The organism is Hoeflea sp. CAU 1731 (assembly GCF_039888615.1).
Classification (GTDB): Bacteria; Pseudomonadota; Alphaproteobacteria; order Rhizobiales; family Rhizobiaceae; genus Flavimaribacter.
The window spans coordinates 191352-205045 of record NZ_JBDQQS010000010.1 but is presented as its reverse complement, the minus strand read 5'-3'; the positions used below and the strand labels follow the sequence as shown (position 1 = coordinate 205045).

The window sequence follows — 13694 nt, the reverse complement described above, 5'->3', positions numbered from 1 at the left end:
TCAGGAAAGCGGCGTCCGGGCAAATTTGACGCACATAGGCGTGCCGGTTTCAATCGCCTCACCAGTATCGGTCAATTCGCCGGTCTCTTCATTGCGACGGAAGATAGTAACCCGATCGGCGTTCTGGTTTGCGGAAAACAGGAAAGCGCCGTCCGGGGACATGCCGAGATTGCGTGGCGTCGCCCCGCCGCATGGCGCGTGACCGACCAAGGCCAGTTTGCCGTCTTCCGCATCGACGGAAAATATCCCCACCGTGTCATGTCCGCGGTTCGACCCGTAAAGGAACCGGCCATCCGGCGATATCTGCAGATCGGCGCAATGGTTCTCGACGCCCGGCTGGCTCGCATCGGCGGCTGACTGAGTGTCGAGCAGGCTCATTGCGCCTGTTTCACAATCGATACGCAGCGAGCAGATTGTCGAGTTCAGTTCGTTGATAACGAAGATTAACTTGCCTTCTGGATGCAACGCCAGATGCCGTGGACCGGAGCCAGGCGCCATTTTCAACTCGTCAAGCCGGGACAGCGATCCATCCGGATGAAGCCGGTAGGCGATCAGCATGTCCAGACCTAGATCGCAAGCAACGGCGACGCCGCCCGTATTCAATTCAGTGAGGCTGTGGGCGTGGCTACGTTCCTGACGCTCCGGATCCGGTCCTGTTCCGACATGTGCGACGGCTGAAAGGACGTTTGTCAGGCTTCCGTCGTCGCCCAATCCAAAAATAACAAGTGACCTATCAGGGCCGCCGTCGCCCATCGCGTAGTTCGAAACGAGCAGCTTCGAGCCATCGCGCGTTATCATGTTGTGCGCGGTGATGCTGCCGAGCGTCGCATGCATGTTGATATGGGAGAGCGTGTTCGTTGCGCGATCGAATGCAAGCGCTGTCACCAGGCCCTCAGGCCAGCCGAAGATTTCGGAATTGGCATAGATTCGGGTGCCGTCGTCATTCACGGAGAGATAGCTGGGATTGTCTATGCCGCCATATTCGGCGAGCAAGGTCGTTTCCAGAGACTGATCGTCGAAACTAAACACAGAGAGTCCCACACCGCGCGCGCCCTGGAAATATGGAGCTTCGCGATTGAGTCCACCGATGAAGACAAGCTGTTTTTTACTCATGCTTTGCACCTCAACACCTCGGATCCATTTCGGGTAAAGTTGCACCAAGCAGTAAGTGATGGCAAAGGCGGTAGTCAACCGACACGCACACCTACTCAAAAGCCGTCAAGCACGAGGCTCGTGCGCGGAAATCGATGTCGCATATCCTGATCCTCCAGTGAATCAGCGAAAGCCTGACTTCCAACAGCAGCAAATGTGAGTCAGAGACAGTTCTCGTTGAAAATCAACACCATGCAGACTGCGATACCGGTCCAACGGCGAAAATGCCAATTCAATCCGTCAAGTGCGCATAGGGGCTTCGACTCTTTTGGGCGTCCTAACCATGAACGATATCCCGTAGGCCAAACAGGATTTCCTTGACGTTTTGGCGCTGGAATACGTTGCGGCCGAAGATGATGCCCTTCGCGCCGTTCTTTACCGCCGATGAGGCGAAATCGAACAGCGCAGCGTCGTCGCCTTCAGCTGAGCCTCCCGCGACAGCCACTGGCGCGAGGGATTGCTTGGCGACGGCCTTGAAATCTTTCGCGCCACACCAGTCGGTCTTGATGATATCGGCGCCCATTTCGCCGGCGATCCGGCAATTGAGGCCGACGATTTCGGGATCCTCTGTGGTCGCGAACCCACCCTTGGCCGCCATCGCCTCTATGACATGGACCATGCCCCATTCCCGGCACTCGCTGGCGATCGCCCCGCAAATCTCGAAGCAGCGCGTTTCCTCCGCCGGGTCGTTGTTGCAGGTAAAGAGATAGCTGATTACCGCCTCGGCGCCCATTTGCACGGCTTCGCGGACCGTCGCCACCTGCCGCGTATGGGTGTCGGCGTAGCCGGTTTTGGTTCCGGTTCGCCACATGGTGGTCTGGTCAAGACGCAGGATGATCGCAGGGCCGTTGGCGAAACGCTCGTGGTAGCGGATGTAGAGGCCAGGATTGATGATCACCGCATCGACTCCCGCCTCCACAACCGCGTCGATCAGAGGTTCCGGGTTCTGGAGGCCGGTAATCGGTCCGACCTGCATTCCGTGGTCCATGGGCACGCACAGCATCCGTCCAGACTTCTCGTTGAACAGGCGCGCGAGCCGTCGTGCTTTTCCGATTTCCGACATGGTGGGTCTCCTCCCGACTTGTTGGGTAATTTATTTTCAGACGATTTCGAATTTGACCTTTGCTTCAGTCAGCAGATCGATGTTCTCCTGCGGAATGGTCCCGGTCAGAAGAACGAGGTCGAATTCGGTGACGTCCGCTACATAGTTGAGCGCGCTGAAGTGGAACTTCGTGGCGTCGGCGAGCAGGATTTTCTTGCGTGCAATGCTCATCATCGCCTTCTTCGCCCGCAACACCTGTTCATCCTGGGTGTAGAGCGACAATCCCTGGATCGTCGTCGTCGACATGATGGCCAGATCGACGTGGTAGGATTTGATCGCCTGTTCGCAACTTGTACCGAAATAGGCGTTGTAGCCCCGATGGTAGCGCCCGCCGAGCGCAATGAGGTCGACATCCGGCTTGGTTCGCAGCGTCTCCAGCACCGGCACAGCGTTGGTAAGCACGGTCAGCGGCGTCACCGCATCGATATAGTCGCAGATGTGGTAGGTGGTGGTGCTGTCGTCGCACACGACGGCGTTGCCGGGTTCGATCCTTCCAACGGCCGCCTTGGCCAGCGCCTTCTTTTCCTCGAGCTGCTTCTTTCCGCGGTAGTTGTAACTGCTCTCAAACAGGAGAGACTTTTCCGCTGAAACCGATCCGCGCACGCGCCGCACCAGCCCCTCCCGATCGAGGTGGTTGAGGTCGCGATGAATCGTCATCAGACTCACATCCAGCATGTCGGCCAGATCCTTGATCTGAACCGAACTGCCTTCCATCAGCAACTGCAGGATCTTCATCCGACGCCGTTCTGATTTCGACATGGATTCAACTGTTTCGATAAGGCTCAAGGGTCTCCTCGCAGTCTGTCTCTCATTTTAACATTTTGCAATGTTCATCTCGCACATTTTGTTAAATGTCCAGCATAAAGTGGGTTTGTGGATAATCAAGTTTGTTGCATATTGGTAGGAGTTTTTGACATAGAAAATGCAATTTAATGAATTAAAACAACGTGATAAAGATTATTTGCCTACTATTTGAGTTCGAGGTTCGGTTAACATTTTTCTGTTTTTACTAACAAAATAATTGATCAATATCACGAAATGATGTTAGGTTGCCGTCGTTATTTTAGAGCTGGCGGGAGTAGGAACAGGTCACGCTCTAATCCAAATCAGGAGGAGTATAAGAAATGAAATTGCGCCACACTCTCATGGCGTCGGCTGCTGTGATAGCCGCATCCGCGGCTTCAACAAGCGCGAACGCCGACACCGAGTTGACATTCGTCTGGCATGCGGGCACCTGCGCTGACGCACTGGTTGAGATCGCCAAGGACTATCCCGACAAATCGGTCACGATCGTCCCCGCACTCGTTCCATATGGCCCGGAATGGCACAACAAGATCGCTTCGGAATTCGCCATCCAGGGCGACGCTTTCGACTTCGCCATGTGGGACAGCCAGTCGACGGCTGAGTTCGCCGGAGGCGGCCACGCTGTCAAGATCAACGATATCTTCTCCGATTCGGATTATCTCAGCGCCGAAATCTTTCCCGCCTCTTCCCTGTCCCAGTACGGCGAGTATCCTGACGGTTCGGGCGAGTTCTACGGCCTGCCCGCCAACCAGGACGCCTACGGCCTGATGTACCGCAAGGACCTGTTCGAGAATCCGGATGAACAGGCGGCGTTCAAGGAAAAATACGGTCGTGACCTCAGGGTCCCCGAAACCTATCAGGAAGCCAGGGAAGTCGCCGAGTTCTTCACCCGTCCGGACGAAGGCCTCTACGGCTGGGGCCAGATGGGCGGTCGCGAATACGACTTCGCCACCACGGCGTCCAATTCGTTTCTCTGGTCATTCGGCGGAGAGCTTTACAATCCGGAGACCTTCGAGGTTGAGGGTTACCTCAATTCGCCGGCCTCCATTGATGGCGTGCAGGCCTATGTGGACATGTTCCAGTATGGTCCGCCCGGAAGCGGCAACTGGGGCTTCGACGAAGTCAACGCCGCCTTCCAGCAGGGCCAGCTCGCGATGGCCATGCAGTGGTTCTACTTCAACGGCTCCAACGCCGATCCGGAAGTCAACAAGTTCGCAAAAGATACCGGCTTCGGCATCTTGCCGGGCGCTGTCGGCCGCGACGGCAAGTTCCGCCGGCAGTTCTCCGTTGGTGGCCAGGGCATGGGCATCAACAAATACTCCGAGAAGCTCCCTGAACTCGTCAAGTTCATGGAGTGGTACTTTCAGCCCGAGCAGCAGGAGCGATATGCAGCTGTCTGCCAGACCGGTCTGAAGGCGGTGCTCGACAGCCCCGACTGGCAGGGACTGAACAGCTATAACGCTCAGTTCTCGAAGGCCCTGCAGTATCTCAACGATTACTGGCACCTGCCGGAATATCCGGTGCTGCTCGACCAGCTTCAGGAGGAAGTTTCCAACGCTGTCTCCGGTTCGAAGACGGTGGAACAGGCACTGACGGATGCGGCCAAAAAGCACGAGCGGACCCTGCAGCGCGCCGGTCACGAGATCAAGCGTTCAGACTCGACGCCGGAAGTGCCGGATCAGGAAATCGCGCCCGTCGGCATGGACGACGTGGTTCCGGTCAACAACTAGCATCCTCCCGGTATGGCGCGTTGAACACAGTTTCGACGCGCCATACACTCCAAAACAAAGACTGATCACGGCGCGCTGTCATGACAGTGGCCGAGGGAGGAGAGTGTATCCAGATGACGAAAGCGCAGACCGATTCCGTCCAGAAACTGACCCAGTGGATCCTGATCGTCCTTCTGGCCGCCTACACATTCTATAATCTGGGCCCGATCTTCTGGCTGATCATTTCCTCGCTGAAAAGCAGGGCCGATCTGTTCGCCATGCCGCCTGTGTGGTTCTTCGAGCCGGATCTGTCCGGCTACCAGCAGGTCTTCGGAGTCGGCGCCGCGGCCGAGAGCGCCTCGGCCTACGGGGTTCTTGATTCGCTGATCAGCAGCATCGTCGTTTCGACGGTCGGCACGGCGCTTGCCGTCATTCTCGGCACAATGGGCGGCTACGTGTGCTCTCGCTTCAATTTCACCGGAAAGAACGACTTTCTGTTTTTCGTTCTTTCGACGCGCATGCTGCCACCGGTGGCCGTGCTCGTCTTCTATCACCTGATGTTCGCACGTCTCGGTCTTGCCGACACCCGCACCGGTCTCGTGCTGGTCGCTGTCTTCGCCAATGTTGGTCTTGCGACCTGGATCATGAAAGGCTTTTTCGACGGAGTGCCCAAGGAGATAGAGCAGATTGCGCTCGTCAGCGGCTATACGCGGCTCTACGCCTTCTTTCGTCTGGTCCTGCCGATGGTCAAGGGCGGTATCGCGGCCACCGCCGGTTTCTGCTTCATCTTTGCATGGAATGAGTTCGCTTTCGCGTCGATCCTCACCACCACGAAAGCCAAGACATTGCCAGTGAAGATTTCGGCGGCGTCCGGCGCGACAGGCATAGAATGGACACAGATTTGCGCCGCCGGCGTTGTGCTCATCATTCCTGTCCTCGTCTTCTTCTATCTCATCCGCAAGCACCTGCTGATGGGCATGACTTTTGGCGTGCTGGGGAGGCGTTAGACCATGTCAATGCAAACGACAGGCGCCACCGCCACGATGCGCGCCACCGGCAAGCCTGCGAAAAAAAAGTCTTCCGGTCGCTTGATGATCTTAGGGTTTCTTTCGCCCACCCTGCTGATCCTGATCTTCATGGTGGCTTATCCGATCTTCTCGCTGGTCTTTTACAGCTTCCACAACTTCTCCGCGCTACGCCCGAATGCGGGCATGACGCCGGCCGGCTTCGACAACTACAGCTATCTGCTGAGCGATCCGGACCTGTGGCAACGTTTCGTATTCACCGGAAAGTTCGTGTTTCTGTGCGTGACCCTGCAGATGATCATCGGCATATTCGTCGGCTACCAGCTTCAGAAGAGTTTCCGTGGCCGCGACGTCATCTTCACATTGCTGATGATGCCGATGATGCTGTCTCCGGTGGTCGTTGGTTTTCTGTGGCGCTACATGCTGAATTCCGAGTGGGGCATCGTCAACTACATGCTTACCCTCGTTGGCATCGGCAAGGTCGACTGGCTGGGTCAGACCGATGCGGCCCTGTGGGCGGCCGCCGCCGCCGACACCTGGATGTGGACGCCGTTCATCATCCTGCTTGCAACCGCGGCGTTCCGGGGCATTCCCGAAACGATCTACGAGGCAGCGGAAGTCGATGGCGCCAGCCAGGCTTATGTGTTCTTCCGCATCACCCTGCCGATGTCGGCTCCGGTGCTCTTCATCGCGCTGATCCTCAGGCTGATCGACAGCTTCAAGCAGTACGACCTGTTCTTTGCGCTGACCGGCGGCGGGCCGGGGTCGAGCACAGAAACCGTCTCCTTCGCCGTCGCCAAAACCGCATTCAACTATTTTTACACCGGAGAAGCGTCTGCGCTTGCCGTGATACTGCTCTGCATCATTATCGGACTGTCGCTGATTCTCGTCCGGCATCTGATGAAACTCGGGGAGCGCTACTGATGGCGAAGATTGAACTGAGGGACCTGTCGATTTCCTTCGGCGCGTTTACCGCCGTCGACAAAGTGAATCTCACAGTCAATGATGGTGAGTTCGTCGTCTATCTCGGTCCGTCCGGCTGTGGCAAGACAACGACGCTGCGCTCGATCGCCGGGCTTGTCGACGCCACGAATGGCGACATCCTGTTCGACGGGGAGCGCGTCAACGATCTGAAGGCAAGCGAACGCAACATCGCGATGGTGTTCCAGTTCGTTTCTCTCTATCCGCATCTCAAGGTTCGCGAGAACATTGTCTTTCCCTTGAAGGCGCGCGGCGTTCCTTCGTCGGAAATAAAACGCAAGCTCGATTGGGTAACCGAGGTGTTCGGGCTGGGCGACGAACTGAAGCGCTATCCGGCCGCACTGCCGCCCGGCGCCAAGCAGAAAGTGTCGCTCGCCCGAGCCGTCATCCGTGATCCGGCCGTGCTCCTTCTCGACGAGCCGCTCTCGGCGATCGACGAACAGTTCCGCGAGGAAATGCGCTGGGAGCTCGGCCACCTCCAGCGCGAACTCGGCGTGACAACCATCTATGTGACACACGACCAGCGAGAGGCGATGTCGCTCGCCGATCGCATCGTGCTCATGAACAACTCGAAGATCGTTCAGGTCGCCGAGCCGGACCGCATCTTCCATAAGCCAGATAGTATCTTCGCCGGCCAGTTCATAGGTTCGCCGAGTATGAACCTGATCGATCTCGTGCCGGCGCCTGGCGGCCTGCGGCTTGGCGACAGCGCCATCGTCCTGCCGGAGGCCGCCATTCCGGCTGACGTGGCGAGCAGCCATAAGAAACTGCGTCTGGGCGTGCGCCCGCGCGACATCCGGCTGGTCAACGAAGAGGCTGCCGGCAGTTTCCCGGTCGAGGTCGAGGATGTCTATTCAGTCGGACGAGAACGCTACTTCCTGTTCCGGATCGGCGAGAATGAATATCAGGGCGTCGATCACCGGGTCGACCAGGGAGCCGGCGAATCGCGCATCGCTTTCGAGAAGGACGGGCTGATCTTCTTCAATGCCGAGACTGGGGAGCGTGTAAGCGCAATGGAGAAGGCGGCATGACCACCCCGATGTTGCAGTTGGCGGGTCTGAAAAAATCCTACGCAGGCAAGCGGGCGCTGCGTGGCGTCGATCTGGAGGTTCGCGACAACGAGATCTTTGCTCTGCTCGGCCCCACCGGAGCTGGCAAGAGCTCGACGCTGCTTGCATCCGCCGGTCTGATCGACCTCGACGAAGGCAAGGTGCATCTCGGCGGCGACGACGTCACCGATATCGAGCCTTCCGGCCGCGACGTCTCGATCGTCTTCGAAGGGTTCAACTTGCTGCCAGTGCTCGATGTCTACGACAATATCGCCTTCGCGCTCCGGTCTCCCGCCTATCGCGAGTCGGAAGACGAGATATCGAAACGTGTGAAGCGCACCGCCGAACTGTTGCGGATCGATCATCTGCTCGACCGTGATGTTGATACGCTTTCCGGCGGTGAAAAGCAGCGTGTGGCAATCGCCCGCACGCTCGTGCGACGTCCGCGCATGTTTCTGCTCGACGAGCCGCTTTCGGCGCTGGATTTGAAGCTGCGTGAAGGCCTGCGCGCCGAACTGCGCCAGATCCACCGCGAACATCGCTCCACGATGCTCTACGCCACGCACGACTATCACGGCGCGATCGCAATCGCTGACCGCATCGGCATCATCAATGACGGTCGCATACTGCAGGCCGGTACGATCGAGGAGATCTATGCGCGTCCGGCGAACGCTTTCGTCGGACGGCTCATCGGCAGCCCGTCCATGGCGTTCTTCGACGCTTCGATCGAGGAAGGACAGGTGGTCGTCCGCGGCTTCATGCAGCGCTTTCCGCTTTCGGATTTCGCGTTCTCCGGCAACAAGGACGGCAAGTTGCTGCTCGGCGTCTGGCCGGAGGACATCGCGATGGTCGACGCAGGCTCCACACAATCAAATCCTGGCCGCATCTACGCCGTCGACAATCGAGGCTACGAAAGCGCTGTCCAGGTCGAGACGGACGCCGGATCTTTCCGCAAGGTCCTGGAGGACAAGTCGCACTACAGGCAGGGCGAAACTTGTGCTTTCAGCATCGCCGAAGGCGCGGCCTTCCTTTTTGATCCGGAGAGTGGCGATCTGATCTCGCGTGGGCACGGAGGAGAGGAGTGATGGGACGTTATCTCACCCGAAACTGGTTCTATCGCTATGCCAGCACGCTGATCATTGCGGGATTTGCGATGCTGTGCCAGCCATTCTCGCACGAAATCTTTGTCTATGGGTTCCCGGTGCTGCTTTCAGGCGTGGTCCTGTTCCTGATACTTGACCATCTGCCAGGCGAAACCGTGAAGGAGGAGGAAACCGGTGTCTAAGCCAACGAAGAAGATTCTCAATGATCCCCGCAAGGCCGTCTCGGAAATGATCGACGGGCTGGTGCTCGCCAATGATGGCGCCGTCGTAAAATTGCCGGATCACGACGCCATCGTCAAAAAGGAAATCCCGGACGGCAAGGTTGCGCTGCTGATCGGCGGCGGAAGCGGCCATGAGCCGATGTTTCATGGCTTCGTTGGGAAAAATCTCGGGGACGGGGCCGCTTGCGGCCAGATCTTCGCCGCCCCTTCTCCGGACACGATCTACGAAGCCGCCAAGGCTGTGGACCGGGGCAACGGCATTCTTTTTCTCTATGGAAATTATGCCGGCGACAACATGAATTTCGACATCGCCGCTGAAATGCTCGAGGACGACGGCATCAATGTGCGCACCGTGCGCGTACGCGATGACGTCGCAGCCGCTCCGCCCGACCGAATGGATGATCGACGCGGCATTGCCGGCGACGTGCTGATGATCAAGATCGCCGGCGGCGCGGCCGCCGAACTCGACAGTCTCGAGGAGGTCGAGCGCGTGACGAGAAAAGCCGTCGACAATGTTCGCACCATGGGCGTCGCGGTCTCCGCCGGCTCGATACCCGAGACCGGAAAGCTGACTTTCGAGCTCGCCGATGACGAAATCGAGATCGGCATGGGCGCGCATGGCGAGGCTGGTATAGCGCGCCAGAAACTGCAGCCTGCCGACGAGATCTCAGACCAGCTCATCGAAAAGATCCTCTCCGATCTTCCTTTCGGAAAGGGTGATGAAGTGGCTCTGCTGATCAACAACCTCGGCGCAACCACCATGATGGAGATGCTTGTCGTCAATCGCCGCCTGAGGCAGGTCTTCGATGAGCAGGGCATTACCGTGCATCGTACCCTCGTGGGGACCTGGCTCACGGTTCAGGAAATGGCCGGCTTCTCGGTCACCCTGATGAAACTGGACGACGAACTGAAGCACTATCTCGACATGCCGGCGAGCTCGGTCGGCTTGTCGAACATGTAAGGCGTTGATCATGGTCAAGAAAATCGACAGGGACGCCACCGTTGCTATGCTGAGATCGGTCGCGGACGACGTTATAGCGAATGTCGACCGGCTGACGGACGCCGACCTCGCGACAGGTGATGGCGATCACGGCATCGGCATGCGCCGTGGTTTTGAAGCGGCCCTCGAAAGTCTGGATTCCAAACCACCGGAAACCATCGAAGACGCTTTCAAGCAGGTCGGCATGGCGATCATGTCGAAAACAGGCGGCGCGGCTGGGGCAGTTTTTGGCACGGTCTTCCGGTCCGGCGCGAAAGCGTTCGTCGGCGAAGACACCATCACCGCCGAGAGCTTTGCGACTTTCCTTGAGGAAGCAAAGGCAGCCGTCGCAAAGCGGGGGGGTGTCGAGGAAGGTCAGAAGACCATGCTTGATGCGGTCGCGCCGGCCGCGCGGGCGGCAAAGGCATGCGGCGGAGACGATGTGTCCGCAGTCATCGCCGCGGCATCGGAAGCCGCCGACAAGGGTGTAGACGCCACGAAGGACATGCTGGCGACCACTGGCAAGGCGCGGTCGCTTGGCGAACGCAGCATTGGTCATCCCGACCCCGGCGCGATTTCCATATCCATCATCCTCAACGCGATGAAAAACGCGGCAAAGGCGTCCTGAAGCAAAGAATTCCAAACAGGAAGGAATACACCATGGCGGATCTCGACGACATCAAGGACGGCAAGGACTGGGGTGAGGATCAGCCCGCCGATACAAGTCGGTTCTATCTCAAGGGGGCCGCGCATTATGACTGGGGCATGAAGGCGCGACTGTCGCGGATTTTCAATCCGCAGTCCGGCCGCACGGTGATGCTCGCATTCGATCACGGCTACTTCCAGGGGCCAACGACCGGTCTCGAGCGCATGGATCTGTCGATCACGCCGCTCGCCGAGCACGCCGATGTATTAATGTGCACGCGAGGCGCGCTCCGCACGACGATCCCGCCGGAATCCAACAAGCCGGTGGTGTTGCGTTGCAGTGCGGGAAACAGCATCCTAACGGAGCTTTCGAACGAGTTGGTCGGCGTAGATATCGACGACGCAGTGCGTCTCGGCGCCTGCGCAATGGCGGCGCAGATTTACGTCGGGGCCGAATACGAACACAAGTCCATAGGTAACGTGGTGAAGCTGGTCGACACCGGCGCGCGCTACGGTGTTCCGACAATGGCGGTGACCGGCGTCGGCAAGGACATGGTTCGCGACGCACGATACTTCGGCCTGGCGACCCGCATCGCGGCCGAGATCGGCTCCCAGTTCGTCAAGTCCTACTATGTCGATGAGGGCTTCGAAAAGATTGTGCTCGGCTGCCCCGTTCCGATCGTTATCGCCGGGGGCAAGAAGCTGCCGGAAAACGAGGCGCTGGAGATGGCCTACCGCGCGGTCGACCAGGGCGCAGCCGGCGTCGACATGGGGCGCAACGTCTTCCAGTCTTCCGATCCGGTGGCGATGCTCAAGGCGCTTGCCGCCGTCGTTCATCATGGAAAGACCGGGGCGCAGGCCTACGAACTGTTCCAGGATCTGCAGCAGAAGGCTGCGGCCTGACCGGGATTTTCCGGTCGCCGTGAGGTATGCACTGATGAGGAACAGATGGGATGCGAAAACGGCATCCAGCCTCGAAACAGATCTGGCGATGCGCGCCTACTCGTCGCGGTTGATCGGCGAGGACACCGCGCTCGTGCTGCATGGCGGCGGCAACACCTCGGTCAAATCGACCACGGTGGACCGCTTCGGCGACGAGCTGGAGATCATCTGGGTCAAGGCGAGCGGATTCGATCTCGGCGCGATGGGCGAAGAGGGTTTTACGGCGCTTAGCCTGCCGCATCTCCTGCGGCTCGCGAAGCTCGAGAGCCTGAGCGATTCCGACATGCTCAACGAGGTTCGTCGCGCGCGGCTAGACAGCAGTGCGGCGACCGCTTCGATTGAAGCGATCGTGCACGCGATCATTCCCTTCAAATATGTCGATCACAGTCATGCTGACGCGGTTCTGACAATCTCCAACACGCCTGAGGGGGCCAGGCTGCTCTCGGAGATTTATGGTGAAAACGTCCTAATCCTGCCTTACGTCAAACCGGGTTTCGATCTGGCTGTGCAATTAAAGCCATACATCGCGTCCGGCCGGTTGCAGGCGGCCGATGCGGTTATCCTCGAACATCACGGCGTCTTCACCTATGCCGACAATGCGAGGGACAGCTACGAACGCATGGTGGATATCGCAACGCGGGCCGGAAACTGGCTGGAGCAACGATACGGTCCGGTTGAGATCACCGGCGAAACCGCCACGGACCCAGTCCTGGTCGCGCGGACACGGCGCATCGCCAGTGACATTGCCGGCCAACCGCTGGTTTCGCGAAAGGGGGCGACGTTGCCCGACGGCCAGGTGGAAAAATTTGCCGCCATGCTGCGCAAGGGCACGTTGACGCCGGAGCATGTTATACACAACAAGCCGTTTCCGGCGGTTGTCGCCGATGACCCGCAGTTGGCGATGCAAAACTTCGAAGCTGATTATCGGGACTATTTTGATCGGGCGGCCGACAGGACGCTGACGATGTTGCCGGCATACCCGCACTGGGTTCTGTTCGCCGATGGCTCGAGCCGCTGTTTCGGACCGAACCTGAAGCGCGCAATGATTTCGTCCGATGTCAGCTTCGCGACGGTCAGGGCGCTTTCATATGCGAGCAAGATCGGTGATTGGCAGGGGCTGTCCGAAACAGAGCTGCGCGATCTGGAATATTGGGAACTCGAACAGGCCAAGCTCAAATCCCAGAAGCCGCCTCTGGAACTGACAGGCAAGGTCGCCGTTGTCAGCGGCGCGGCCGCGGGCATCGGAAAAGCCTGCACAGAGGTGCTGGCCGCGAAAGGTGCTGTCGTTGTCGGTCTCGATATCGATCCCGCCATTCTGCAAAGTATGGATCGGCCGGGCTTCGACAGTTTTGTGATCGATCTGGTCGAGGAGGCCGGTGTGAAAGCAGCGCTCACCGAAATCGTCGACCGCTATGGCGGAATCGACATCCTGATTTCCAATGCCGGCATCTTTCGGACGGGCGCGCGGATCGAAACACTGGCGGATGATGACTGGGACGCCGCCATGGCCGTCAATATGACGTCCCACCGCAAGCTGTTGAAGCACAGCATTCCATACTTGCGTCACGGCGTCGAACCGGCCGTCGTCTTCGTCGGCTCCCGCAACGTGCTTGCGCCCGGCGCAGGAGCAGCGGCCTATTCAGTCTCCAAGGCCGGGCTTACACAGCTTGCCCGCGTCGCTGCACTTGAACTCGCGGAAGAAGGCATCACGGTCAACGTGGTCCATCCGGATGCGGTGTTCGACACGAACCTCTGGACGAGAGAAGCCCTGGAAACCTCGGCAAAACGCTACGGGCTGACCGTCGAGCAATACAAGACGCGTAATCTCATGAAGACCGAAATCACTTCCGCCGATGTCGGGCGGGCCGCCGCCGCCTTCGTTGACGGCACGCTTCGCCGAACGACGGGTGCTCAACTGCCGGTCGATGGCGGCAATGAGCGCGTAATCTGACGGCATCGGAGGTTTGCCTGTCATTTTGCTG

At 58.7% G+C, this 13694-nt stretch carries 13 protein-coding genes; 10 read left to right on the top strand and 3 right to left on the bottom strand.

The features are described 5' to 3' along the window. The 3 genes from AAFN47_RS17380 to AAFN47_RS17370 form a co-directional block, all read right to left on the bottom strand. The gene (locus AAFN47_RS17380) at positions 1 to 1113 is read right to left on the bottom strand and encodes a lactonase family protein (protein ID WP_499810513.1); all 1113 of its coding nucleotides are present in this window, start codon (positions 1111 to 1113) and stop codon (positions 1 to 3) included. Positions 1114 to 1429: 316 nt separating this feature from the next. Then, positions 1430 to 2215: a class I fructose-bisphosphate aldolase gene (locus AAFN47_RS17375; RefSeq protein WP_499810512.1), complete on the bottom strand. Its 786-nt coding sequence runs from the start codon at positions 2213 to 2215 to the stop codon at positions 1430 to 1432. A gap of 36 nt (positions 2216 to 2251) precedes the next feature. Continuing rightward, positions 2252 to 3040 (bottom strand): DeoR/GlpR family DNA-binding transcription regulator, encoded by a 789-nt coding sequence (locus tag AAFN47_RS17370; RefSeq protein ID WP_499810511.1) that lies wholly within the window; start codon positions 3038 to 3040, stop codon positions 2252 to 2254. A 338-nt stretch (positions 3041 to 3378) separates the two neighbouring features. Here AAFN47_RS17370 and AAFN47_RS17365 point away from each other — a divergent pair, with 338 nt between their 5' ends. From AAFN47_RS17365 to AAFN47_RS17320, 10 genes are all read left to right on the top strand, one after another. Further along, positions 3379 to 4788, top strand: a complete 1410-nt coding sequence (locus AAFN47_RS17365) for an ABC transporter substrate-binding protein (RefSeq protein ID WP_499810510.1) — start codon at positions 3379 to 3381, stop codon at positions 4786 to 4788. A 113-nt stretch (positions 4789 to 4901) separates the two neighbouring features. Beyond that, complete coding sequence (locus AAFN47_RS17360) at positions 4902 to 5774, top strand: carbohydrate ABC transporter permease (protein WP_499810509.1); 873 nt, start codon at positions 4902 to 4904, stop codon at positions 5772 to 5774. 3 nt (positions 5775 to 5777) lie between these two features. Further along, on the top strand, positions 5778 to 6716 hold the full coding sequence (locus AAFN47_RS17355) for a carbohydrate ABC transporter permease (RefSeq protein ID WP_499810508.1): 939 nt from the start codon (positions 5778 to 5780) through the stop codon (positions 6714 to 6716). Next, positions 6716 to 7804, top strand: a complete 1089-nt coding sequence (locus tag AAFN47_RS17350; RefSeq protein WP_499810507.1) for an ABC transporter ATP-binding protein — start codon at positions 6716 to 6718, stop codon at positions 7802 to 7804. The genes AAFN47_RS17355 and AAFN47_RS17350 overlap by 1 nt, the downstream gene beginning before the upstream one ends. After that, positions 7801 to 8907, top strand: coding sequence for an ABC transporter ATP-binding protein (locus AAFN47_RS17345; protein ID WP_499810506.1), 1107 nt, complete (start codon positions 7801 to 7803; stop codon positions 8905 to 8907). The genes AAFN47_RS17350 and AAFN47_RS17345 overlap by 4 nt, the downstream gene beginning before the upstream one ends. Next, positions 8907 to 9107: a hypothetical protein gene (locus tag AAFN47_RS17340; RefSeq protein WP_499810505.1), complete on the top strand. Its 201-nt coding sequence runs from the start codon at positions 8907 to 8909 to the stop codon at positions 9105 to 9107. Before AAFN47_RS17345 ends, AAFN47_RS17340 begins: the two co-directional genes overlap by 1 nt. Beyond that, positions 9100 to 10107, top strand: coding sequence for a dihydroxyacetone kinase subunit DhaK (locus AAFN47_RS17335; RefSeq protein WP_499810504.1), 1008 nt, complete (start codon positions 9100 to 9102; stop codon positions 10105 to 10107). The genes AAFN47_RS17340 and AAFN47_RS17335 overlap by 8 nt, the downstream gene beginning before the upstream one ends. A 10-nt stretch (positions 10108 to 10117) precedes the next feature. After that, complete coding sequence (gene dhaL, locus AAFN47_RS17330) at positions 10118 to 10753, top strand: dihydroxyacetone kinase subunit DhaL (RefSeq protein WP_499810503.1); 636 nt, start codon at positions 10118 to 10120, stop codon at positions 10751 to 10753. Between the two features lie 32 nt (positions 10754 to 10785). After that, on the top strand, positions 10786 to 11673 hold the full coding sequence (lsrF, locus tag AAFN47_RS17325; RefSeq protein ID WP_499810502.1) for a 3-hydroxy-5-phosphonooxypentane-2,4-dione thiolase: 888 nt from the start codon (positions 10786 to 10788) through the stop codon (positions 11671 to 11673). Positions 11674 to 11707: 34 nt separating this feature from the next. Continuing rightward, positions 11708 to 13663, top strand: coding sequence for an SDR family oxidoreductase (locus AAFN47_RS17320; protein ID WP_499810501.1), 1956 nt, complete (start codon positions 11708 to 11710; stop codon positions 13661 to 13663). The last annotated feature ends 31 nt before the right edge of the window (positions 13664 to 13694 follow it).